Raw genomic sequence first — 23,350 nt, 5'->3', positions numbered from 1 at the left:
AACCTGTTTTTTTAAATGATTAGCGTGCCACTTGCAGGAAGCGGTCCTCGCGCGCGAGGGCGGCGAGCGACAGCGGCGTCCATTCCTGGCCGTCGGCGTCGCGCAGGCGGCCGTCGGCAGGCAGCATGTCGGCCGCGTGGCGCAGGCCGACGACCTTCGCCACCAGCAGCGCGCACGGAAAACCGAGGGCGGGGCCGAACGTCACGAGCCGCGTGCCGGCCGTCGGCGCCGCCTCCGCATCGAGATAGCGCGCCAGGTCGACGACGCCCAGCAGGTTGCCGCGCACGTTCGCGAGGCCGAGATACCACGGCTGCGTGAGCGGCACGGCGGCCAGCGGCGGCAGCGGCACGATCTCGCCCGCTTCGACGAGGTCGAGCAGGTAGCGCACGCCGCCGATCTCCACGCCCAACTGGTGCGCACGCGCGCCGCTGCTCGTGCGCGCGGCCTGCATGCGCTCGAGCAGCTGTTCCTGGTACTGGCGCAGGCGCGCGCGCCTGGCCGCGCCCTTCTGTCCGGCGGCGTCGCTGACGTCCATCTCAGGCGCCGAGCGTGGCGATCGTGGCCAGCAGCTTCGCCGGATCGACGGGCTTGACGAAATAATCCTTCGCGCCCTGGCGCATGCCCCAGATGCGGTCGGTTTCCTGGTTCTTGCTGCTGCAGATGATGACGGGGACGGACGCCAGCTCCGGATCGCGCGCGATCGAGCGCGTCACCTGGAAGCCGTTCGCGCCGGGCATCACCACGTCCATCAGGATCAGTTCCGGTCGCTCGGCGCGGATCTTGGCGAGCGCCTCCTCGCCATTGTCGGCGGTGGTGACGGTGAAGCCGTTGCGCACGAGGATGTCGGTCAGGTAGTAACGTTCGGTCGGGGAATCGTCGACGATCAGGATTTTTTGTATGGCCACGGTGGGCTCCGCAACGTTGGAATCAGGCAGCCGCGTCGGTCCGGCCCTGCGCATGGTCGCGCACGGCCGCCAGCAGGCTGTCCTTGGAAAAAGGTTTGGTCAGGTAGGCGCTTGAGCCCACCATCGCGCCGCGCGCACGGTCGAACAGGCCGTCCTTGGAGGACAGCATGATGACCGGCGTGGCATGGAATTTCGCGCTCTTCTTGATCAGCGCGCAGGTCTGGTAGCCGTCCAGGCGCGGCATCAGGATGTCGCAGAACACCAGGGACGGATGATGGTCGTTGATCTTGGCCAGCGCGTCAAAGCCGTCTTCGGCCAGCACCACGCGGTAGCCGGCCTGCGTCAGGAAGATTTCGGCGGACCGACGGATCGTGCTGCTGTCGTCGATCACCATGATCGTCAGGCCTGTCGGTTGCGTCGTCATATTCGTTTCACTTCAGCATGAACCCGCAAGATAGCATAGGGGCTGCGGCTTGTGCATGAAGTGTTGCGATACGTCAACTTGCCGTATGACGACTCATTGACTGGATGACACGAAACATTGGCGGGACGTTATTTCCCGTTGATGAACCGACAAATATCGATAGCACCGAGCCGCTCAGATCGCGGTCATTTCGAAGTCGTCCTTGCGCGCGCCGCATTCCGGGCACGTCCAGTTCATGGGCACGTCGGCCCAGCGGGTGCCCGGCGCAATGCCGTCGTCCGGTGCGCCGGCGGCTTCGTCGTAGACCCAGCCGCAGATCAGGCACATCCACGTCTGGTACACCTGTGTTTCAGTACTCACTTCGATTTCCTCTTTTCGGTTCAGATAAAATGGGGGGGAAAGGTATAGTATTCTACCCGCTGTGCAAAACCAAACGTCTCCACTCATCCTCACGTTCGGGCCCGCCGACCCGGTCGGGGCGCTGGGCATCCAGTCCGACGTGACCGTCTTCGCCATGCATGGCTGCCACGCCCTCTCGGTCGTGACGGGCCTGCTCGTGGCGGATTCCGCGCGCGTGGACGACATCCAGCCGACCGACCACTCGCTCGTCGTGGAACAGGCGCGCATGCTGCTCGAGGACATGCCGGTGGCCGCCATCAAGGTCGGCACCCTGGCCAGCCTGGAGCAGATCGCGGCGGTGGCGGAGATCGTGTCCGACTATGCCGACGTGCCGCTCGTGCTCGACCCGTTCACGTCGTCGCTGCCCGATTGCGGCCCGCGCGACGATGACATGCTGACCCTCATCCATCAACTGCTCGTGCCGCAGGCCAGCGTGTTCATGCTGTCGCAGCCGGAACTGGCGCGCCTGGCCGACTGCTGGCGCGACCCGGGCAGCATCGCCACCGTCGCCGAGGACGCGGCGGAGCTGACGGGCCTCGGCTGCGGCCACGTGCTCGTGACGGGCGTCGGCGGCGGCGACGGCAGCCGCTGCAACGAGTTGTACGAGCCGGACGGCCTGGCCACCGCCCTGCCCTGGGCCCAGCTCCTGCCCGGCCCGTTCGTCGGCGCAGGCAACACGCTGTCGGCCGCTTTGGTGGCGCGGATGGCGCGCGGTGCCGATGCGGCGGACGCCCTGCCCGGCGCCCAGGACTACCTCACCGGCACCCTCGCCAACGCCTGCCGCTTCGGCATGGGCCGCCTGATTCCGAACAAGATCTTCCGCGCTCCCGGCGCGGCCTGCTAACCCCGCCGGCGCCTGCGCCCGGGATTCATCCAGACAACCATGACCGCTACGTCCGACACCACTTCGAAAAACGACATCCTGTTCGCCCGCGCCCAGCAGACCACGCCGGGCGGCGTGAACTCGCCCGTGCGCGCCTTCCGCTCCGTCGGCGGCACGCCGCGCTTCATCACGCGGGCCGAGGGGCCGTATTTCTGGGACGCGGACGGCAAGCGCTACATCGACTACATCGGCTCCTGGGGCCCGGCCATCGTCGGCCACACCCATCCGGACGTCGTGAAGGCCGTGCAGGACGCGGCCGCGCGCGGCCTGTCGTTCGGCGCGCCGACCGAGGGCGAGATCGAGATCGCCGAGGAAATCTGCCGCCTCGTCCCGTCGATCGAACAGGTGCGCCTCGTCTCGTCCGGCACGGAAGCGACGATGAGCGCGCTGCGCCTCGCCCGCGGCGCCACGGGCCGCGACAAGATCGTCAAGTTCGAAGGCTGCTACCACGGCCACGCCGATTCCCTGCTGGTCAAAGCCGGTTCGGGCCTGCTCACGTTCGGCAACCCGACGTCGGCCGGCGTGCCGGAAGACTTCGTCAAGCACACCATCGTCCTCGACTACAACAACATCCCGCAGCTGGAAGACGCGTTCCAGTCGATGGGCGACACCATCGCCTGCGTGATCGTGGAAGCCGTGGCCGGCAACATGAACCTGATCCGCGCGACGCCGGAATTCCTGCAGCGCATGCGCGAACTGTGCACGGAATACGGCACCGTGCTGATCTTCGACGAAGTGATGTCGGGCTTCCGCGTCGGTGTCAAAGGTGCGCAGGGGTTGTACGGCATCACGCCGGACCTGACCGCGCTCGGCAAAGTGATCGGCGGCGGCATGCCGGTCGCCGCGTTCGGCGGCCGCGCTGACCTGATGCAGAAGATGGCGCCGATCGGCCCCGTCTACCAGGCGGGCACGCTGTCCGGCAACCCGGTCGCCGTCGCCGCCGGCATGACGACCCTGAAGCTGATCCAGCAGCCGGGCTTCTACGAGCACCTGACGGCGCAGACGAAGAAGCTGGTCGACGGCCTGACGGCCGCCGCGCAGGAAGCCGGCATCGCGTTCTGCGCGGACAGCGTCGGCGGCATGTTCGGCCTGTATTTCGCCGACACGATCCCGTCCAGCTACGGCCAGATGATGGCCGGCGACAAGGAGCGCTTCAACCGCTTCTTCCACGGCATGCTGGACGAAGGCGTGTACTTCGCGCCCGCGATGTTCGAAGCAGGCTTCGTCTCGGCCACGCACGACGATGCCGTGATCGCCGAGACGGTCGCAGCGGCCCGCCGCGTGTTTGCGCGCCTGGCGTGACCGCGCCCGGCCCGACATGCCGCTGAAGCTGTTCCGCCGCCTCACCGACAACGCCACGCTGAAATCGCTCGGCCCCGGCCTGATCACGGGCGCGGCCGACGACGACCCGTCCGGCATCGCGACGTATTCGCAGGCCGGCGCGCAATTCGGCTTCAACACGCTGTGGACGCTCGTGCTGACCTACCCGTTCATGGTCGGCATCCAGCTCGTGTCGGCGCGCATCGGGCGCGTGACGGGGCGCGGGCTCGCGGCCAACATCCGCCGCGCATATCCGCCCTGGCTGCTGTACGCCATCGTCGCACTGCTGCTCGTCGCGAACGTCATCAACATCGCGGCCGACATCGCCGCGATGGGCGAGGCGCTGCGCCTCGTGACGGGCACCGGCTCCAGCCACCTGTATGCGCTCGGCTTCGGCCTGCTGTGCCTCGCGCTGCAGGTCTTTTTGCCGTATGCCGCCTACGTGCGCTACCTGAAATGGCTGACCCTGGGCCTGCTGGCCTACGTCGCGACGGCGTTCGCCGTGCACATGCCGTGGACGGAAGTCTTCGCGCGCACTGTCTGGCCCCATTTCACCTTCACGAAGGATGCCGTCGCCCTCATCGTCGCCGTATTCGGCACGACGATCAGCCCCTACCTGTTCTTCTGGCAGGCGTCGCAGGAAGTCGAGGAGATCCGCAACGACCACCACACGCGCGCGCTGCGCACGCGCCCGCGCGACGCCGCCGCGCAACTCAGGCGCATCAAGTCGGACACCTTGATCGGCATGGGCTTTTCCAACCTCGTCGCCTTCTTCATCATGCTGACGACGGCGGTGACCTTGGGCGCACACGGCATCACGGACATCCAGTCGTCCGCGCAGGCGGCCGAGGCGCTGCGGCCGGTGGCGGGCGAGTTCGCGTTCCTCGCGTTCGCGCTGGGCATCATCGGCACGGGCATGCTGGCCGTGCCCGTGCTGGCCGGATCGGCCGCGTATGCCGTCACCGAGAGCTTCCGCTGGCGCAACGGCATGGACCTGAAGGTCGTCGAGGCGCGCGAGTTCTACGGCATCATCGCGCTGGCCACGCTGGGCGGCGTCGCGCTCGACTTCGCCCCGGTCGACCCGATCGCGGCGCTGGTGCTGTCCGCGCAGATCAACGGCGTCATCGCCGTGCCGATCATGGCCGTCATGATGCTGCTCGCGCATAACCGCAAGATCATGGGCGGCTACACCTTGTCGACGCGCCATACCGTGATCGGCTGGATCGGCGTGGCGGTGATGCTGGTGGCCGTCGTGGCCATGTTTGCAACGATGTGACGGGTTGATCGTCTCCCCCACGCGTGGGGCTGCACCGGTGCGACGACCGTATGTACGATGCGCTCCACATCGACCATCCATCAGGAGCCGCACCATGCAAACCACGACCGTCAATCCGCTGCCGCAACCGCAGTTTTCGCACGCCGGCATCATCTGGATCAAGCTCGCCGTCCTCTACCTCATCTTCGGGATCTCGCTGGGCATCGCCATGGGCGCCAGCCAGAACTTCACCCTGCGCCCCGTGCACGCCCACGTCAACCTGCTGGGCTGGACGACGATGGCCCTCGCCGGCCTGATCTACAGCGTGTTCCCGAAGGCGGGCGAAAGCCGTCTCGCACGCCTGCACTTCTGGCTGCTGAACCTCGCATTGCCCGTGATGATGGTCGCGCTCTCCATGCTGCTGCTGGGCCACATGGCTTTCGCGCCGGCCCTGGTGATCGCGGAAATCATCGCATCGGTGGCCATCCTCGCGTTCGCCGCGAATCTGTTCCTGAATCTCAAGCAATAACGGACCGCTCTCCGGTTATACTTTCCGGATAACAAAACCGGAGAGAGGCAACGACATGGCTGTGCGTATCATCCGCCGCATTATTCCCTGTTCCTGCGCCGTACTGATCGCGGCAAGCGCGCTGTTCGCCGGCACCGCCGGCGCGGCAACGACCAACCCAGGAACCAGCATGGACAAGAAAACCGTAGCGCTCGACACCATCCGCCGCCAGGAGCAGGCGCTGCAGTTCACGTCCTTCGACAACGACGCGGCGCTCGCGATCGGCAACAGGATCGTCGAGCAGGCGAAAGCGGACAAGGTCGCCGTCACGATCGACATCACGATCAACCGCAATCCGCTGTTCTTTTATGCGATGGCGGGCACGAGCCCGAACAACGTCGACTGGATCCGCCGCAAGAGCAACCTCGTGAACCGCACCGGCCACGCGTCGTTCTTCGTGCACACGGAAGCCGTCAACGCGGGCCGCGACTTCGACAACCTGCCCACGTTCGACTCGAAGGACTACGCGGCGCACGGCGGCTCGTTCCCCATCGTCGTGAAGGGGACGGGCCAGGTCGGCACGATCACCGTGTCGGGGCTCGCGGGCGTGGACGACCATGCGATGGTCGTGCGCGCGCTGAAGTGGTATCTGAAAGCGGACGACGTCGCGCTGTAAGCATCAGGTCTCGACCGGCACCGCCTTCACGCGCCGCGCGTTCACGGCGCGCGACGCCCGCTTGCGCCACCAGATGATCACGCCGGTCACGCTCAGCATGGCGACGACGAGTCCCATGCACGAGATCAGGATCCGTCCCGGCAGCCCGAGGATGCGGCCGGAGTGCAGCGGGAACTGGGCCTGCACGAAGATGTCGGCCGCAGTCCCCTTCCACGGCTGGCGATCGCCCAGCAGGCGGCCATCCAGGCCGTCGTAATACAGCAGCGCGGGGCCGACGCCGCCCGTGCCGTGGTCGTCGCCCGGCGCGAACAGGCTCACCATGTAGATGCCGTACTCCTGCGCATAATAGAGGCTGCCGACGGGCGCATCCCAGCCGCGCCGGCGCGCTTCCGTGCCGGCGCGCGCGACGACGTCGCCGAACGCGACGCGCGGCTCGACCGGGTGTTGCAGGTCGGCCGGCACGCGGGTGTCGAACGGCGATGGCGTGACCTGCGTGAACGTCTGCATCACGGGATAGAACACTTCGCGGTACAGGTTCAGCGAAAAGGCCGTGAAGGCGAGGACGAACAGCACGACCCACGTCCACAGGCTGAACGCGCGGTGCAGGTCGAAATTCAGTTTCGCGCCGCCGCCGCGCCAGCGCACCATCCACGCCGGGCGCCAGCGCTGCCACCACGACTTGCCGGGGTTGGCGGTTTGGCGCCGCACCGGCAAGGTCAGATAAAAGCCGACGAAGCAGTCGAGCGTCCACACCACCGCGATGGCGCCCATCAGCCAGATGCCCCAGCGGTCCGGCAGATGCAGCGAATAATGCAGGCGGTACAGGAAGGACACAAACGTCTCGCGGCTGATCGGCCACACGGCGCCCCACTCGCGCCGGCCCAGTTCGACGCCGCTGACCGGATCGACGAAGACCTGGTTGAAGCCGGGCGACCTCAAGGCGCCCGTGGCGGGATCGATGCGCGGCGCCACGCCCAGCGCCAGCGATTTCCCGGCTTGCGCATGCAGCGGCACTTACGACACGCGCACGTCCGGATGGCGCGCCTCGACCTGGCGTGCCAGCGCCAGCGGATCCCGCGGCGTGCCGGGCGTATGCGCTTCCATCAGGTGCGGGTTGAGCAGGTCGTCCAGCTCGTGGTCCCACGAGATCACGGCGCCCGTGATCCCGCTGACGAACAGGAAGGCCGCCGTGAGCAGGCCGCACCAGCGGTGGATGAGGGTCCAGGTCGCGCGCATGGTCAGAACGCGTACTTCAGCGTCAGGGTCGTGCTGCGCGGGGCCGCGTACGTGATCGCGCCGTACGCGGAGAACATGCCGAAATGCTTGCGGTCGAACGCATTGTTGACGTTCAGCTGGGCCGACAGCTGCCGCGTGATGTCGTAGCGGGCCATCAGGTTGACGACGCTGAACGGCGACTGCTCGATCAGGCCATTCGTGCCGGCGGGGGCGCCCGGGTCGACCGTGTACGTGCGGCCTTCCCAGTTCACGCCGCCGCCGACACTCAACGCGCTCCACGCATCCGGCAGGCGATACGTCGTGAAGACGCGGAACAGGCGGCGCGGATAGACGCTGTTGACGTCCGCGCCGGCCGCATCCTTCGCGCGGTACTGCGTGTAGCCGGCCGTCACGTTCCAGCCTTTCGCCAGTTCGCCGGACGCATCGAACTCGATGCCCTCGCTCGTCGCGCCGGCGGCCGCGCGGTAATACGTCTCCGGCGCCAGCGGGCCGCTGCCGTCGCGGTCGACGAGGCCCGCTTCCTGGCCCAGGTTGTTCTGCTTCGCGCGGAACACGGCGAACGCCCCGTTCAGGCGGCCGTCGAGGAATTCGGCTTTCACGCCCGCCTCGCAGCTCGTGCCGACGATCGGGTCGAGCATGTTGCCGTCGATGTCCTTCAGGTTCTGCGGCTGGAAGATGTCCGTGTAGCTCGCGTACACGGAATACGTCCCGTCGATGTCGTAGACGACGCCCGCGTACGGCGTCACTTCGCGCTCGTGCCTGATGTCGTACGCGGCCGTGTACAGGCCGCGGCCCGACTTTTCATAGTCGGTCACGCGGGCGCCCACGATCAGGGTGAGCGGATCGGCGAGCGAGAAGCGCGCCACGCCGTACAGCGCGGCCTGCTTCGTCGCGCTGCTTTCGTAGAACGTCGGCGCGCTCCACGCGGGCTGCCGGTACGCGGTCCCCGTCCACGCGTTGAAGTCGCCGACGCCCGGCACGCCGGCGCCCGTGCCGAAATCGGCCGCGCGGCTGTTGGAGACGAAGGTCTGCTTCTGGTGCAGCACGCCGAACGCCACTTCGTGCGTGCGGCCGGCGAGTTCGAACGGACCGCTCGCGTGCAGGCCGGCGTTGTCCTGCTTCGTGCGGGTCGCGTACGAGCCGGCGAAGGCGGCGAGGCCCTCGCCCGTCGCGCGGTCCGGCACGCCCGACAGGTACAGCAGGTAGGAATCGGACCGGCGGTCGCCCCGGCTGGCGGTGGCCCTGACCTTCCAGCCGTTGGCGAAACCGTGTTCCAGGTTGACGAAGGCGCTGTCGTACGAGGTCGGCCAACGGGTCCAGTCCGCGGCCGACGTCTTCGAGACGTCCCAGTCCGTCTTCGACCCGTCCGAATGCCAGTACGGCAGGCCGCCCCACATCGGGCCGTTCGCCTGCGTTTCCTGGCGGCTGATCCCGACCTGCAGCAGGGTCGAGCGGCCCAGGTCCGCGTCGATCGTCGCGTACGCGGTCTTGTTCCGGTTCGACAGCAGCGACACCCAGCTGTCGCCATCCGTGTACTCGCCGACGAAGCGGGCACGTACGCTGCCGTCCCGCGTCAGCGGCGTCGTCACGTCGCCCAGCAGGCGGCGCTGGTTCCAGCGGCCGATGCCCGCTTCCACCGTGCCGGCCAGGGTCTTGCCGGTCGCATGCTTGCGCACGAGGTTGATGGCGGCGGACGGGTTGCCGGCGCCCGTCATCAGCCCCGTCGCGCCGCGCACGACGTCGACGCGGTCGTACAGCGCCAGGCTGCCCAGCACCTCGCCCGCGCTCCACGACTGTTCCCACGTCGTCGGCACGCCGTCGATCTGCAGGTTGTCGATGTCGAACCCGCGCGCGGTGAAGCCGGCGCGGCTCGTCTCGTACTGGTTCACGGACACGCCCGTCACGTTGTTGACGACGTCCGTCACGGTGAGCAGGCCCTGGTCCTCGATGCGCTGCTGCGTCACCACCGTGACGGATTGCGGCGTCTCGCGCAGCGACAGGGTCAGCGGCACGGCCGTCCGGTCCTTGCCCGTCGTGTACGAGCCGGTCCCCTCGGTCGTTTCGCCGAGCCGCGTGGCGCTGATCTGCACCTGCTGGACCGGTGCGTCGACCGGATCATCGGCGGCGGCCTCGGCCAGCAGCGGCAAGGCAAGCGCGACGGCGGCCGCGAGGCGGTTGGGTGGAATACGCCGGGCGGCGCGCGCATGCATGGCCATCGAATCACTCCGTTCTGGATCTAATATTGAACGCGAATGATAATGATTCTCATTTAATGAGTCAACGACAATGAGACGAACGCATATCTGCGCTGCCGGCTGGGCCGGCGCACGGGATCACGGGAACATGTCGGGGATTACTTCAACCAGCCGCGGTGGCGGAAGTACAGGAACGGCGCGATCGCGCTGACGACCATCAGGCCCAGCGACCAGCCGTAGCCGAACTGCCAGTGCAGTTCCGGCAGGAATTCGAAGTTCATGCCGTAGATGCTGGCGATCAAGGTCGGCGGCAGGAACGCGACCGAGGCCACCGAGAAGATCTTGATGATCTTGTTCTGGTTGATGTTGATGAAGCCGACGGTGGCATCCATCAGGAAGTTGATCTTGTCGAACAGGAATGACGTGTGGCCGTCGAGCGATTCGATGTCGCGCAGGATCTGGCGCGCCTCCTCGAACTGTTCCGCGTTCAGCAATCGGCCACGCATCAGGAAGCTGACGGCGCGGCGCGTGTCCATCATGTTGCGGCGGATGCGGCCGTTCAAGTCTTCCTCGTGGGCGATCGCATTCAGCGCGGAGGCCGCGTCCTGGTCGGTGAATTCCTTCTGCAGCACGCGCTGGCTGACGTCTTCCAGGCTCTCGTAAATGCCTTCCAGCGCATCGGCCGAGTACTCGGCGTCGGTCGCGTACAGGTCCAGCAGCACGTCCATGTAGTCCTCGATCGACCCGGGCCGCGAGCGCGCGCGCAGGCGCACGAGGCGGAACACGGGCAGGTCGTCCGTGTGGACCGAGAACAGGATCTTCTTGGCCAGGATGAACGCGACGGTCACGATGCGCGACGGGCCGTCCTCTTCCTCGCGCAGGAAGTCGGTGCGCAGGTGCAGGTCGCCGTTTTCCGCTTCGTAGTAGCGCGCGGACGCCTCGATGTCCTGGACTTCGTCCTCGCCGGGCAGGATCACGTCATAGGTCGACTTGACCCAGGCGCGCTCCTCGTCGGTCGGGTCGAGGAGGTCGACCCAGACGGCAGGCGCGTTCTCCAGATCGGCGCGCGACGCGATGGGTATCTGGTTCAGTCGGCCATTTTGTAGGACAAATACGTTGATCATGCGCTGCTTTCTCGGCCGGATTCGGAAACAGCGCAAGTGTACCTGTAAGCCCTGAGACCGGCCAGTCCGAACGCACGTTTTCCCAGGCAAATTCCCAAATTCGGGGTCAGGTCCACTTTCGCCGCAAATTCGGGGTCAGAGCACTTTTTTTGGCAATGGTTAGAAGGTAATGATTGGAGCGCCCACGCCACGAAACGTCTTGAGGCTGCTGCGCAAAAGGCAAAAAAAGGGCCGAGCACCGAGTATCAAAATGTGCTCTGACCCCGAATTGCGAGAAAAATGTGCTCTGACCCCGAATTGGGGTATAAACCAGGCAAAACCGGGGTCAGAGCCCGATTTTTGGAAATATCCTGAGCAAACTTGGCCGGCGATGCGCCAGCCGATTCAACATGTTCTTGAGCTATTGCCAAAAACTGGGCTCTGACCCCGGTTTAAGGCAATTCCGCGGCGTTCATGCGGCGCTGGATGATCGCCGTGCGGCGTGCCAGGTAGCTGGTGTCGCGGTGGCGGTCGTAGTAGCGCGGGTTCGGCAGCATCACCGCTAGGCGGGCGGCCTGGGCGGCGTTCAGGTTGGCGGCCGGGATGCGGAAATAATGGCGCGCCGCGGCCTCGGCGCCGAACACGCCGCGGCCGAATTCGACCACGTTCAGGTAGATCTCCAGGATGCGTTCCTTGTCCATCACCGCTTCCAGCATGTAGGCGATGACCAGCTCCTGGCCCTTGCGCAGGTAGTTGCGCGAGCCGGACAGGAACAAATTCTTGGCCAGCTGCTGGGTGATCGTCGAGCCGCCGCCCACGACCCGGTGCTTCTTGTTGTTGCGCTCGTACGCCTTTTCCAGCGCATCCCAGTCGACGCCGTCGTGCTCGCTGAAATTGGCGTCCTCGGATGCAATCACGGCGCGCTTGAGGTTGTTCGAGATGCGCGCGTACGGCACCCACACCTGTTCCAGCTTCGCATTCGGATTCTGCTCGCGCAGCGCCGACAGCTGCTGGCGCATCATGCTCGTGGACGACGGGTTGAACTGCGTCCACCAGCACACCATCGCAAAGAAATACAGCTGCAGCAGGACGACGAGCAGCAGCGGCCCGAGGATGATCCACTTCAGCCAGCGCCGCCCGCCGGTTCTTGCGCGCGCGGGCGCCCCCGTCTTGAGCGTGCCGATGCCGCTCATGATGCGCGCATGCGGGCCAGCAGGGCCGACGTCTCCGGCCGCACACCGCGCCACGTCAAGAACGCTTCCGCCGCCTGCTCGACCAGCATGCCGAGGCCATCGCGCACGGCCGCGCCGTGGGAGGCCGCGAACGCCATGAACGGCGTCGGCTCCTTCCCGTACATCATGTCCAGCGCCAGCGTCCCCGCACGGAAGGCCGACGCGGGCACGGGCGGCAGGTCGGCCGACAGGCTGGCCGACGTCGCGTTGACGACGACGTCGAACGCACCCTCGATGTCGGCGAACCCGCAGGCGCTGATCTGCCCCGAGTACGCCACGTGATCGGCAAAGTGGGCAACGAGCGCATCGGCTGTCGCGCGCGTGCGGTTGGCGATCACGATCGCGTCCGGCTTCTCGTTCAGGAACGGCAGGATGACGCCGCGCGCCGCCCCGCCCGCGCCCAGCAGCAGGACGCGCTTGCCGGTGAGCGGCACGCCGGCGTTCCTGACGATGTCGGCGACGAGGCCCGGACCGTCCGTGTTGTCGCCGACGATCTCGCCATTTTCGAAGCGCAGCGTGTTGACGGCACCGGCCAGGCGCGCCCGCGCTTCCAGCCGGTTGGCCAGCGCGGCCGCTTCCAGCTTGAAGGGGAGCGTCACGTTGGCGCCGCGGTAGCCCTGCGCCACGAGGTCGCGGACGGTGTCCGCAAAACCGTCCAGCGGCGCCAGGCAGCGTTCGTACGCGATGTCCTGGCCGGTCGCGGCCGCGAACGCGGCGTGGATGTCCGGCGATTTGCTGTGGGCGATCGGGTTGCCGATCACGCAATATTTATCGGTCATGGAGTCTCCTGTTATCCTTCGCCGCGCAGTTCGGCCTGCAGCTTTTCTTCGCGGGTGAATTTGAAGCGGGTGACGACGATCCAGAGATCGTCCTTGTCGGTCGAGCGCATATTGGCCGGGAATTTGCCGAACGGCGCGGCGCGGCGGACGATCGCCAGCGCCGCCTTGTCCAGCGCCGGATTGCCGGAACTGCGTTCGATGCGCGGTCCGCCTTCTTTTTCGTACAGCGTGCCGTCCTGGAAGATCGGGATGTAGACGACCAGTTCGCCGTACAGCTTCTTGCCGTTCTGCTGCGGGAAGTTCAAGGTGCCGACCTCCTCCACGCGCTTCTGCATCGCCTTGTAGTACATGGCGTAGCCGACCTCGCGCGTGCTGGGGCTGATGAACGTCTTTTTCGGGCGCTTGTTCTCGTCGGCGATGCGCTGGGTGATCTCGGCCGTCATGCGCGCGATGGCCCTGGTGGAGTCCAGGTTGTCCTCGCCCGTGCGGCTGGGGTCGGGCTTCGTCTGCTCGGCCACGGGCGCGCTGTTGAACTGCGACTGGCGCATCTTCGTCAGCACGCTTTTCTGCTGCTGTTCCAGTTCGGCGATACGGCGCTGCAGGGCCTTGATGCTGTCGCCATTCTCGACCTTGCGCAGGTCCGGCAGGGGCGACTGGGCGCGGCCGGCGTCGGCGTTGCCGCCGCCGTCCAGGTTGGCCTGGGCCAGCGCGTCCGCCTTGACCGGGGCGCGCGCATGCCTGGCGTTGACCAGGATGACCTCCAGGCCCGGATCGGCCGGCTGCAGCCGGAACGCGTCCGGCGCGGCGAAACGGACCGCCAGCAGGGAGGCGTGCGCCAGCACCGAGAAGGCGATGGCGATCATCAGGGGACGGTTGTGTCGGAGGGTGTTCACGCGCTGCGGGGTGGGACGGTTGGGGTCATGGAACTCCCCATTCTACCGTGCAGGCTGCCCTCATTGCGAGCCTTGTGGAAAGACCCGACCGTTGATGCAACAAGATATTGTCGACGTTTCAACGATCGGTGTCAGTCACACATCACGCAGCCTGCTCGCCCGTGACGTCGGTCTGCGTTTCCGGATCGGTAACGGCGACCGCGCCCTCGGCTTCGGCCGCTTCCGCAGCCGCCGCCTCGCCCGTGTCTTCTTCCTCGTCCAGGCCCAGCTCCTCGGCCGCTTCCGGCGCGACGGCCGCAACTTCGAGCAGGCGCGCCTCCAGCGACAGGTCGACCTCGTCCCAGCGCACGATGTCCAGGCGGACCTGCGCGCCGCGCGCCGCCTGCGGCATGCCCGGCAGGCGGATCACGAGCGGGATCTCGACGAGGCGCAGCACCTCGTCCTTCAGCACGACGGCCTCGACCTGCTTCGCATGTTCCTGCGCCAGCCAGCGCAGGCACCAGTAACGCTCCATGTTCTGCTGGAAGTCGTTATAGGCCGAGTACGCGGCGTCGAACGCGGAGACGATCGAGAACAGGGTCGCATCGCGGTGCTTGAACGGGGCGACGAGCGGCGCCGTCACGCCATTGCTGGCGCAGGCGAGGATCTGCCACTGGTTCACGAGGTCCGTATAGCGGCGCAGCGGCGACGTCGACCAGGCATATTGATCGACGCCGAGGCCCTGGTGCGGCGCCGCGTGCGTGACCATGCGCACCTGCATCTTGGCGGCCCAGCCGCCGGCGCCCGGGCCCTGCGAGCGGTAGATGCCCGGCACGCCGCAGTCGTGCAGCAGCTTGCCCCACGTGCTGTTCGCGAAGATCATCAGCTCGGCCACGATCTTGTCCAGCGGCGCGCCGCGCTTGCGGCGCACGATCGTGACGACGTCGTCCTCGACGTAGAAATTGAAGTCGACGCGGTTCGCCTGTTCCGGTTTCAGGCCGAACGCTTCGCGCTTCTTCATGCGGCCCGCTTCCAGCTGCAGCGCCCACTGCCACAGCAGGCCCAGTTCCATCTTGTGCGGGTAGTCGCCTTCACCCTTGTTCAGCGTCTCCTCGTTGACGACGTCGTCGAGGTCGTTGTGGCGCAGGTTGTTCTTGATGGGCACGCGCTCGGCGCGGGTCGTCGTCGAGAGCACGGTCCACGTGGCCGGATCCAGTACGGCATACAACGACAACGCCGGGCAGTCGTTGCCCTCGGCCAGCGTGTAGGCGTCGACGACGTCGTCCGGCAGCATCGTGATCTTGTCGCCCGGCATATACACGGTCGACATGCGCGCACGGGCGATCTTGTCGATGGCGTCGTCCGGACGGATGCCCAGGCCCGGCGCCGCGATGTGGATGCCCACGCGCACGGTGCCGTCATCCAGCTTCTCGACGGAGAACGCGTCGTCGATCTCGGTCGTCGTCACGTCGTCGATCGAGAACGCGGCCACGTTCGCCAGCGGCAGGTCGGCCGGTGGGGTCGGCACCGCGACGGGCGGGAAGCCGGCGCCGCGCGGGAAATGTTCGAACAGGAAGCGGCCCATGTGCAGCTCTTTCGCCGACGCGATGCCGCCCGTGGACAGCATCAGGCGCGGGGCCGTCGTCTGCAGCTCGTCGGCGGCCGTCTCGAGCGCCTTGAATTCGATGCTGTTCTTGTCCGGCTTGAACAGCAGTTGCTGGACGAGCGGCTGCATCGCCTGCGGCAGCGTGCCGGCCTTCAGTTCCTCGACATACGCGGCCTGCACGATGGCCTGCTGTTTCTTCTTTTCGATGCCGGCCAGCGCCGCGCGCAGCGATTGTTCCGGCGCCGCCTTGTAGCGGCCGCGGCCCTTCTTGTAGAAATAGATCGGCGCGCCGTGCAGCGCCAGCACGAGGCCGGCCGCTTCGAACGCCAGCGGCGCGTGGCCGAAGTACTCGGCGCCCAGTTCCGCGAATCCGAATTCTTCCTGGCCCGCGACTTCCCACAGGAATTCCAGATCGACGTCCGCCGCGACGACCTTCGCCTGCTCCAGCAGGGTGGCGGGGTCCGGCTTGTCGAACTGCAGCATCACGTCGCGCGCCTTGACCTTCGTACGCTTCCCGCTCGGCATTTCGACCTGGTAGGCCTCGCCCGCCTGCGACAGCACGGTGCCGACCTTGAAATCGCCGGACTCTTCGAAAAATAAGTTCATTTTGTATTCGTATTCATATTAAATGCGGTCGCCTCGAGATCGAGCACCTCGGGCAGGAAGACCTCGGTGACCAGCAGCAGTCCCTGGCGGCGGCGGTACACGCAGCGCCGCGCAAAATAAGTGTCGCGCACCGGCGCGTTCCGGCCGAGCGCGGCATGCACGCGCGCCACCAGCGGATGGCCGGGACGCAGCCGCGCGAATTCGAGCGCCCCGCGCGTGACCCGCGGATCGTAGAACAGCGTGGTACCGAGCGAACGTTCGCCCAGCGCCGAAAACAGGGGCCAGTCGCTCGCGCTCGCACTCATCGGCACGACGGTGTGGCCGTACACGACCGGTTGCCCGTCGCAGCGCAGCAGCACCTCGCGTTCCCACACGCGCCGGGGCCGCGCCAGGCCGATCGCGTCGGCCTCGTCCGCCAGGCAGACATTGCCCGCCTGGCGCAGTTTCTGTACCCGGAATTGCCGGCTGTGCGCGATCAGGCGCGCCGTCAGCGAACCCGGCGTCGTCAGCCAGTCGCGCATGACGGCCGGCGCGCCCACGCCGGCCGAATGCGCCAGCCAGCGGGCCCGGCGCAGCGACGCGGGCCTCACTGGCGCTGGTCCGATCCGGCGTCGCCTTCGTTTGGATGATCCGTCAGGCAGAACGCCAGCACCTCATCGACATACTGCTCGAATTCCGACACTGCGTGGTCGCTGCCCTGGATGACGTGCTGGTGCGCGCCCGCGTAATGCGCAACCATGTCGCGGTAGTCCAACACCTCGTCGCCCGTGGCGGCCAGCAGGAAATAACGCGCCGGCCGGGTGATGGTGCCGACCTTCAGCGCCGCCAGCTCGTCGATGTACGCGCGCTTGAATTCGAACGGCTCGCCCGTATGCCACTCGGTCGTGATGCCGACATGTTTATCCAGGTCTTTCAGGGGATCGACGGCCGGATTGATCAGCGCGGCGCGGCAGCCGAAGCGTTCCGCCAGCCAGGTCGCGTAAAAGCCGCCCAGCGAGGAACCGATGATGGCGAGATTGCCGGCATGGCGTTCGACCAGCGTGAGGACGAGGTCCATCGCGGCCTTCGGCGAAGCCGGCAGTTGCGGGCAGATCAGGTCGGCGGCGCGGCCGGCCGCTTCCATCCGCTGCTGCACCACCCTCGCCTTGAACGAGCGCGGCGACGAGCGGAAGCCGTGCAGATAGAGCAGATGCGAGCCCCCGCTCATGCCGCCATCGCCTCCAGCAGCTTCTGGTGCACGCCGCCGAAGCCGCCGTTGCTCATCACAAGGATGTGGTCGCCCGGCTGCGCGGCCTGGACGATCGCCTGCACCATGTAGTCGAGCTGGTCGAAGCTGTGCGCGTTGGCGCCCAGCGGCTTCAATGCATCGGCCAGCGACCAGCCCAGCGCCTGCTGGCTGCCGAAGCCGAACACGAGGTCCGCATCCTTCAGGCTGCCCGGCAGCGCATCCTTCATCGCGCCCAGCTTCATCGTGTTCGAGCGCGGCTCCAGCACGGCGAGAATCCTTCCCGACGTCCCGATTTTCTGGCGCAGTCCGCCGACCGTCGTCGCGATCGCGGTCGGATGGTGCGCGAAGTCGTCATACACGGTCACGCCGTTGACGACGCCTCGCACTTCCATGCGCCGCTTGACGTTCTGGAAGCGGGCCAGCGACTCGATCGCCTGCGTGGGCGGCACGCCCACGTGGCGCGCGGCGGCGATGGCGGCCATCGCATTGCTGCGGTTGTGGTGGCCGGTCAGGTCCCAGTGGACGGTGCCCTGCTTGTCGCCCTTGAAGAACACGTCGAAGCTGGACCCGCCCGGATGTTCGACGAGGCTCCAGTCCACGCCTTCGGACGAGCCGAAACTTTCCTTCTCGCTCCAGCAGCCGCGCTTCAGCACGCGCGCCAACGACGCTTCGTCGCCATTCACGACGATGCGCCCGACGCCGGGCACGGTGCGCACGAGGTGGTGGAATTGCGTCTCGATGGCGCCGATATCGGGGAAGATGTCGGCGTGATCGTATTCCAGGTTGTTCAGCACGGCGGTCTTGGCGTGGTAGTGCACGAACTTCGAGCGCTTGTCGAAGAAGGCCGTGTCGTATTCGTCCGCCTCGATCACGAAAAAGTCGGAATCGGTTTCGCCCGACAGGCGCGCGGACACGCCGAAGTTCAGCGGCACGCCGCCGATCAGGAAGCCCGGCGAATAGCCGGCATCTTCCAGGATCCACGCCAGCATCGAGGTCGTCGTCGTCTTGCCGTGCGTGCCCGCGACGGCGAGCACCCATTTATTACGGAGAATGTGGTCGCCAATCCATTGCGGGCCAGATACGTACGGCAAGCCGCGGTTCAGGATTTCCTCGACGAGCGGATTACCGCGCGTCATCACGTTGCCGACGACGTACAAATCCGGGTTCAGGTTCACCTGTTCGGGCCCGTAACCCTGGATCAGCTCGATGCCCTGGGCTTCGAGCTGGGTGCTCATCGGAGGGTAGACGTTGGCGTCGCACCCGGTGACGCGATGGCCGGCCTCTTTGGCCAGCACCGCGAGGCCGCCCATGAAGGTGCCGCAGATGCCGAGGATATGGATGTGCATGACGTGCCGAAGGGATCTCTGTAATAGCGAATACGCGATTCTACCCGACGCGATGCCATTTTCCTTTCAAGAGTATGATCTCGGACATGATGCCCAATTCAAATGACGACCTCCAACAGGTGCGCGCACGCATCGCTGCGACGGCCGCCCGCATGATCGCCCAGGATGGGGCCGATTACTCGACGGCCAAGACGAAGGCGGCACGCCAGGTGCTCGGCGTCGACCGCCCTTCTCCTAATTACCTGCCGGATAATCTGCAAGTCGAAGACGAAGTGCGCCGCTACCAGGCATTGTTCCTCGGCCCGGCGCAGGCCGCGCGCCTGCAGCACTTGCGTGCGGCAGCGCTGGAAGTGATGGACCAATTGGCCGAATTCCGTCCGTATATTACCGGTGCGGTTTTGAACGGAACGGCGGGCGAACATGACGACATCCACCTGCAATTATTTGCCGACAGCGCCAAGGAAGTCGAAATCTGGCTGTTGAATCGCAATGTCAATATCGAGATTTCCGAAACTCCCCACTTCAAAGGGGGACGCCACGATCCGGTAGAAACGGTAAGCTTCACGTGGCAAAAAGAAATGGTGCACGCCGAGCTTTATGATATGAACGATTTACGCGGTGCGCTGAAAACCCGCGCGGACGGCAGCCTGCAGCGCGCCGATGCTGCCACGCTCCGCACCCTGATGAACAACGACTCTCTCGAACACGATGAATAAGAAACACCTGGCCGGTTATGTGATCCTGGCCGCCGCCTTTACGGTTCTCGGTGCCATCGCCGGCGTGAAGCAGGACGCCAAGGGTCCGCTGACGACGACCTATGCACACACGGACGGCCGCCCGCATACGGCGGTGACGAATCTGTATGCGACCTCGCTGAACGACCTGGCCGGCAAGCCGCAGCCGCTCGCCCAGTGGAAGGGCAAGCCGCTGCTCGTCAACTTCTGGGCATCGTGGTGCGCGCCGTGCGTGTCGGAGATGCCGGAATTGTCGGAACTGGCGGCCAAGGACGGCGGCAAGCACTTCAATGTGATCGGCATCGGCATCGATTCGCCCACGAACCTCGCCGAGTTTGCCCGCAAAATCAAGATTTCCTACCCATTGTACGTAGGCGGCATGGGTGGCACCGACCTCGCGCGCGGCCTCGGCAACGCGAACGGCGGGCTGCCATTTACGGTGCTGATCGGCGCAGATGGGCAGGTCCGCAAGACTTACCTGGGCCGTCTGAAGTTCGATCAGGTGCGCGCCGACCTGGCCAAGTTGTAGTTCGAGTGAACGGTCGTTCACTTATTTTCCGACTTCTTTATATCGCTTGCCAACACGTAACGTTGGCGGCAAAATGCCTGTCTTTCGGGCAAACAGACGGTTGAATATGGCGAAAAAGCTACTGCTGCTCAATGGCCCCAATTTGAATTTGCTGGGGACGCGTGAGCCTGCGGTGTACGGCGCGACGACGCTGGCCGACATTGAGCAGGCCGCCACCGCCCAGGCACGGGAAGCCGGGGCGGAGATCGTCTGTTTCCAAAGCAACCATGAAGGCGCGCTGATCGACCGCATTCACGCCGCCCGCGAGGAAGGCGTGAATGCGATCGTCATCAACCCGGGCGGTTTGACCCATACCAGCGTGGCGCTGCGCGATGCGCTGGCCGGGGTGGACATTCCGTTCGTGGAAGTGCACATCTCTAATATTTACAAGCGCGAGGAATTCCGACACCACTCTTTCCTGTCGGCGATCGCGCTGGGCACGATCTGCGGGCTGGGAGTGGATGGATATCGCTTTGCCATCGACTTCGCGCTGAAACAACGTTAATCTACGTCAACTTCACGCATTCGCGCATAAGTACCTACCGCCGACGCGCCGTATGCTCTTAAACAAATAATTCCAAGGGGTTTCACATGGATCTAAGAAAACTCAAGACACTGATCGACCTCGTCGCCGAGTCGGATATCGCCGAACTCGAAGTGACCGAAGGCGAAAGCAAGGTCCGCATCGTCAAGTCCTCGGCAATCCCGCAGAATCAGATGGTCATGGTGCCGCAGCAAGGCGTCCAGCAATACTCGGCACCGGCCGTCCAGGCACCGGCAGCCGCGCCCGCGGCAGCCCCGGCCGCACCGGCCGAACCGACCGGCCACGTCGTCAAGTCGCCGATGGTCGGCACGTTCTATCGTTCCTCGGCACCGGGCGCCCCGGCGTTCGTCGAAGTGGGCGCTACCGTGAAGGAAGGCGATACCCTGTGCATCATCGAAGCGATGAAGCTCCTGAATGAAATCGATGCCGACCTCTCCGGCACCGTCACCAAGATCCTGGTGGAAAACGGCCAGCCTGTCGAATTCGGCCAGCCGCTGTTCGTGATCGGCTAAACGTCTCCGGCGCGGTCGTCCGACCGCGCCCTCCCGGCACGCTGCCGGCACTCAAAGAAACACCGAACTTACCATGTTTGAAAAAATTCTTATCGCCAACCGTGGTGAAATCGCGTTGCGTATCCAGCGCGCCTGCCGCGAGATGGGCATCAAGACGGTCGTCGTGCACTCCGAAGCGGACAAGGACGCCAAGTACGTGAAGCTCGCCGACGAGTCCGTTTGCATCGGTCCGGCGGCGTCCGCGCAAAGCTACCTGAGCATGCCGGCAATCATCAGCGCGGCGGAAGTCACGGACGCCGAAGCGATCCACCCCGGCTACGGCTTCCTGTCGGAAAACGCCGACTTCGCCGAACGCGTCGAAAAATCGGGCTTCGTCTTCATCGGCCCGCGCCCTGAATCGATCCGCCTGATGGGCGACAAGGTCTCGGCCAAGCAGGCCATGATCCGCGCCGGCGTGCCGTGCGTGCCCGGCTCGGACGGCGCCCTGCCGGACGATCCGAAAGAGATCATCCAGACCGCGCGCCGCGTCGGCTACCCGGTCATCATCAAGGCCGCGGGCGGCGGTGGCGGCCGAGGCATGCGCGTCGTGCACACGGAAGCCGCACTGCTGAACGCCGTCGCGATGACCAAGACGGAAGCCGGCACCGCGTTCGGCAACCCGGAAGTCTATATGGAGAAATACCTGGAGAATCCGCGCCACGTGGAAATCCAGATCCTCGCCGACGAGCACAAGCAGGCCGTCTGGCTGGGCGAGCGCGACTGCTCGATGCAGCGCCGCCACCAGAAGGTCATCGAAGAAGCGCCGGCGCCGGGCATCCCGCGCAAGCTGATCGAGAAGATCGGCGACCGCTGCGCCGAAGCCTGCCGCAAGATCGGCTACCGCGGCGCCGGCACGTTCGAATTCCTGTACGAGAACGGCGAGTTCTACTTCATCGAGATGAACACCCGCGTGCAGGTCGAACACCCGGTCACCGAAATGATCACCGGCATCGACATCGTGCAGGAACAGATCCGCATCGCCTGCGGCGAGCGCCTGCGCTTCCGCCAGCGCGACATCATGCTGTCGGGCCACGCGATCGAGTGCCGCATCAACGCGGAAGACCCGTTCAAGTTCACCCCGTCGCCGGGCCGCATCACCAGTTGGCACCCGCCGGGCGGCCCCGGCATCCGCGTCGATTCGCATTCGTACGCCGGCTATTACGTGCCGCCGCACTACGATTCGATGATCGGCAAGGTCATCGCCTATGGCGCTACGCGCGAGCAGGCGATCCGCCGCATGCAGATCGCGTTGTCGGAAATGGTCGTCGAAGGTATCCTGACCAACATCCCGCTGCACCGCGAACTGATGGTCGACGCCCGCTTCATCGAAGGCGGCACCAACATCCACTACCTGGAGCAGAAGCTGGCCCACAAGCCGGACCTGCCGAAGGATGGCGCGATCGGCGCCAAAGCCGAGGTTGAATGATGGGTTGGACTGAAGTTGTCATCGAGATCGCACGCGAGCACGCCGAAGGGCTCTCCGATGCCCTGATGGAGGCGGGCGCGCTGTCGGTCTCGGTGGAAGACGCGGACGAAGGCACGGAAGACGAGAAGCCCCTGTTCGGCGAACCGGGCATGGTGCCCAAGGAAGCCGCGTGGGACCACAGCCGCGTCGTCGCGCTGACGGACGAGGATGCCGACCAGGCCGCGATCGTGGCCGAGGCAGCAAGCGCCATCGGCCTGCAGCAGGCGCCTGCATTCACGACCCGTTCCGTCGCGGACGCCGACTGGGTGCGCCTCACGCAATCGCAGTTCGAGCCGATCCACATCGGCAAGAACATCTGGGTCGTGCCGAGCTGGCACGAAGCCCCGGATCCCGACGCGCTGATCCTCGAAGTGGACCCGGGCCTCGCATTCGGCACGGGCAGCCATCCGACCACGCGCCTGTGCATGGAATGGCTGGAAGCCCACCCGGCACCCGGTAAATCGGTGCTGGACTACGGCTGCGGCTCGGGCATCCTCGCGATGGTCGCGAAGAAGCTCGGCGCGGCTGAAGTCTCTGGCGTCGACATCGACGAGCAGGCCATCGAATCGGCGAAGCTGAATGCCGAACGCAACCGCTGCGAGATCGACTTCTACGTGCCGGACGACTTCGTCGCGTCGAAGCACGGGGAAGAACGCTTCGACATCGTCGTCGCGAACATCCTGTCGAGCCCATTGAAGCTGATGGCGCCGATGCTCTCAAGCCGCGTGGCCGAGGGCGGTAACCTGATCCTGTCGGGCGTGCTGGCGCGCCAGGCCGAGGAAGTGGCCGCCGCGTACGCGCCTTTCATCAAGCTGGGCGTCTGGGCCGAGCAGGACGGCTGGGTCGCTCTTCACGGGCAGCTCGGCGCAGAACGTGCACCGGAGCCGCGCGCGACTGCCGACGGCAGCAAATAAG

General features: G+C 65.9%; 24 protein-coding genes and 1 pseudogene. 11 read left to right on the top strand and 14 right to left on the bottom strand.

What is annotated here, in order from left to right:
- Positions 1 to 19: 19 nt before the first annotated feature.
- From ACEN9H_RS02205 to ACEN9H_RS02190, 4 genes are all read right to left on the bottom strand, one after another.
- On the bottom strand, positions 20 to 535 hold the full coding sequence (locus tag ACEN9H_RS02205) for a chemotaxis protein CheW (RefSeq protein ID WP_413673623.1): 516 nt from the start codon (positions 533 to 535) through the stop codon (positions 20 to 22).
- A gap of 1 nt (position 536) precedes the next feature.
- Positions 537 to 905 carry a response regulator gene (locus tag ACEN9H_RS02200; RefSeq protein WP_036235745.1) on the bottom strand — a complete coding sequence of 123 codons (369 nt, stop codon included), beginning with the start codon at positions 903 to 905 and terminating at the stop codon, positions 537 to 539.
- Positions 906 to 927: 22 nt separating this feature from the next.
- Complete coding sequence (locus ACEN9H_RS02195; protein WP_056129984.1) at positions 928 to 1,329, bottom strand: response regulator; 402 nt, start codon at positions 1,327 to 1,329, stop codon at positions 928 to 930.
- 174 nt (positions 1,330 to 1,503) lie between these two features.
- A complete protein-coding gene (locus ACEN9H_RS02190; protein ID WP_029755924.1) occupies positions 1,504 to 1,656 on the bottom strand; it encodes a rubredoxin in 153 nt (50 codons plus the stop codon).
- Between the two features lie 94 nt (positions 1,657 to 1,750).
- On the opposite strand from ACEN9H_RS02190, the gene thiD reads away from it, so the two are divergent.
- From thiD to ACEN9H_RS02165, 5 genes are all read left to right on the top strand, one after another.
- On the top strand, positions 1,751 to 2,572 hold the full coding sequence (gene thiD / locus ACEN9H_RS02185; protein ID WP_056129983.1) for a bifunctional hydroxymethylpyrimidine kinase/phosphomethylpyrimidine kinase: 822 nt from the start codon (positions 1,751 to 1,753) through the stop codon (positions 2,570 to 2,572).
- 39 nt (positions 2,573 to 2,611) lie between these two features.
- Positions 2,612 to 3,913, top strand: coding sequence for a glutamate-1-semialdehyde 2,1-aminomutase (hemL, locus tag ACEN9H_RS02180; RefSeq protein WP_413673622.1), 1,302 nt, complete (start codon positions 2,612 to 2,614; stop codon positions 3,911 to 3,913).
- 16 nt (positions 3,914 to 3,929) lie between these two features.
- A complete protein-coding gene (locus ACEN9H_RS02175; RefSeq protein ID WP_056129979.1) occupies positions 3,930 to 5,207 on the top strand; it encodes an NRAMP family divalent metal transporter in 1,278 nt (425 codons plus the stop codon).
- 94 nt (positions 5,208 to 5,301) lie between these two features.
- Positions 5,302 to 5,715 (top strand): hypothetical protein, encoded by a 414-nt coding sequence (locus tag ACEN9H_RS02170; protein ID WP_056129976.1) that lies wholly within the window; start codon positions 5,302 to 5,304, stop codon positions 5,713 to 5,715.
- A 55-nt stretch (positions 5,716 to 5,770) separates the two neighbouring features.
- Positions 5,771 to 6,370 carry a heme-degrading domain-containing protein gene (locus tag ACEN9H_RS02165; protein WP_082577114.1) on the top strand — a complete coding sequence of 200 codons (600 nt, stop codon included), beginning with the start codon at positions 5,771 to 5,773 and terminating at the stop codon, positions 6,368 to 6,370.
- A 3-nt stretch (positions 6,371 to 6,373) separates the two neighbouring features.
- Here the strand turns inward: ACEN9H_RS02165 and ACEN9H_RS02160 are convergent.
- The 10 genes and pseudogenes from ACEN9H_RS02160 to mpl form a co-directional block, all read right to left on the bottom strand.
- Positions 6,374 to 7,606 (bottom strand): annotated as a pseudogene (locus tag ACEN9H_RS02160) (PepSY-associated TM helix domain-containing protein).
- A gap of 2 nt (positions 7,607 to 7,608) precedes the next feature.
- Positions 7,609 to 9,822: a TonB-dependent siderophore receptor gene (locus tag ACEN9H_RS02155; protein WP_413338089.1), complete on the bottom strand. Its 2,214-nt coding sequence runs from the start codon at positions 9,820 to 9,822 to the stop codon at positions 7,609 to 7,611.
- Between the two features lie 137 nt (positions 9,823 to 9,959).
- Positions 9,960 to 10,925, bottom strand: a complete 966-nt coding sequence (gene corA, locus ACEN9H_RS02150; RefSeq protein ID WP_413338091.1) for a magnesium/cobalt transporter CorA — start codon at positions 10,923 to 10,925, stop codon at positions 9,960 to 9,962.
- Between the two features lie 431 nt (positions 10,926 to 11,356).
- Complete coding sequence (mtgA, locus tag ACEN9H_RS02145) at positions 11,357 to 12,097, bottom strand: monofunctional biosynthetic peptidoglycan transglycosylase (protein WP_413673621.1); 741 nt, start codon at positions 12,095 to 12,097, stop codon at positions 11,357 to 11,359.
- On the bottom strand, positions 12,094 to 12,915 hold the full coding sequence (gene aroE, locus ACEN9H_RS02140) for a shikimate dehydrogenase (protein ID WP_413673620.1): 822 nt from the start codon (positions 12,913 to 12,915) through the stop codon (positions 12,094 to 12,096). The genes mtgA and aroE overlap by 4 nt, the downstream gene beginning before the upstream one ends.
- Before the next feature lie 11 nt (positions 12,916 to 12,926).
- Complete coding sequence (locus ACEN9H_RS02135; protein ID WP_371767421.1) at positions 12,927 to 13,778, bottom strand: TonB family protein; 852 nt, start codon at positions 13,776 to 13,778, stop codon at positions 12,927 to 12,929.
- A 172-nt stretch (positions 13,779 to 13,950) separates the two neighbouring features.
- Entirely contained in the window at positions 13,951 to 15,999 is a 2,049-nt protein-coding gene (locus ACEN9H_RS02130; protein ID WP_413673619.1) for a ribonuclease catalytic domain-containing protein, read from the bottom strand.
- Positions 15,996 to 16,589, bottom strand: coding sequence for a chorismate--pyruvate lyase family protein (locus ACEN9H_RS02125; protein ID WP_413673618.1), 594 nt, complete (start codon positions 16,587 to 16,589; stop codon positions 15,996 to 15,998). Before ACEN9H_RS02125 ends, ACEN9H_RS02130 begins: the two co-directional genes overlap by 4 nt.
- Entirely contained in the window at positions 16,586 to 17,206 is a 621-nt protein-coding gene (locus ACEN9H_RS02120; RefSeq protein WP_413673617.1) for a YqiA/YcfP family alpha/beta fold hydrolase, read from the bottom strand. Before ACEN9H_RS02120 ends, ACEN9H_RS02125 begins: the two co-directional genes overlap by 4 nt.
- Positions 17,203 to 18,573, bottom strand: coding sequence for a UDP-N-acetylmuramate:L-alanyl-gamma-D-glutamyl-meso-diaminopimelate ligase (gene mpl, locus ACEN9H_RS02115; RefSeq protein ID WP_413673616.1), 1,371 nt, complete (start codon positions 18,571 to 18,573; stop codon positions 17,203 to 17,205). The genes ACEN9H_RS02120 and mpl overlap by 4 nt, the downstream gene beginning before the upstream one ends.
- An 86-nt stretch (positions 18,574 to 18,659) precedes the next feature.
- Here mpl and ACEN9H_RS02110 point away from each other — a divergent pair, with 86 nt between their 5' ends.
- The 6 genes from ACEN9H_RS02110 to prmA all read left to right on the top strand — a co-directional run bounded on the left by ACEN9H_RS02110 (position 18,660) and on the right by prmA (position 23,349).
- Positions 18,660 to 19,289, top strand: a complete 630-nt coding sequence (locus ACEN9H_RS02110; RefSeq protein ID WP_413673615.1) for a hypothetical protein — start codon at positions 18,660 to 18,662, stop codon at positions 19,287 to 19,289.
- A complete protein-coding gene (locus tag ACEN9H_RS02105) occupies positions 19,282 to 19,836 on the top strand; it encodes a redoxin family protein (protein WP_413673614.1) in 555 nt (184 codons plus the stop codon). The genes ACEN9H_RS02110 and ACEN9H_RS02105 overlap by 8 nt, the downstream gene beginning before the upstream one ends.
- 106 nt (positions 19,837 to 19,942) lie before the next feature.
- A complete protein-coding gene (aroQ, locus tag ACEN9H_RS02100; protein ID WP_413673613.1) occupies positions 19,943 to 20,380 on the top strand; it encodes a type II 3-dehydroquinate dehydratase in 438 nt (145 codons plus the stop codon).
- 86 nt (positions 20,381 to 20,466) lie between these two features.
- The gene (gene accB / locus ACEN9H_RS02095; RefSeq protein WP_056129930.1) at positions 20,467 to 20,931 is read left to right on the top strand and encodes an acetyl-CoA carboxylase biotin carboxyl carrier protein; all 465 of its coding nucleotides are present in this window, start codon (positions 20,467 to 20,469) and stop codon (positions 20,929 to 20,931) included.
- 73 nt (positions 20,932 to 21,004) lie between these two features.
- A complete protein-coding gene (gene accC, locus ACEN9H_RS02090) occupies positions 21,005 to 22,396 on the top strand; it encodes an acetyl-CoA carboxylase biotin carboxylase subunit (protein WP_056129921.1) in 1,392 nt (463 codons plus the stop codon).
- A complete protein-coding gene (gene prmA, locus ACEN9H_RS02085; RefSeq protein WP_413675545.1) occupies positions 22,396 to 23,349 on the top strand; it encodes a 50S ribosomal protein L11 methyltransferase in 954 nt (317 codons plus the stop codon). Before accC ends, prmA begins: the two co-directional genes overlap by 1 nt.
- The last annotated feature ends 1 nt before the right edge of the window (position 23,350 follow it).

Source organism: Massilia cellulosiltytica (assembly GCF_047325105.1).
GTDB classification, from domain to species: Bacteria; Pseudomonadota; Gammaproteobacteria; order Burkholderiales; family Burkholderiaceae_D; genus Telluria; species Telluria orientalis.
This window is presented reverse-complemented; position numbering and strand designations above follow the sequence as displayed.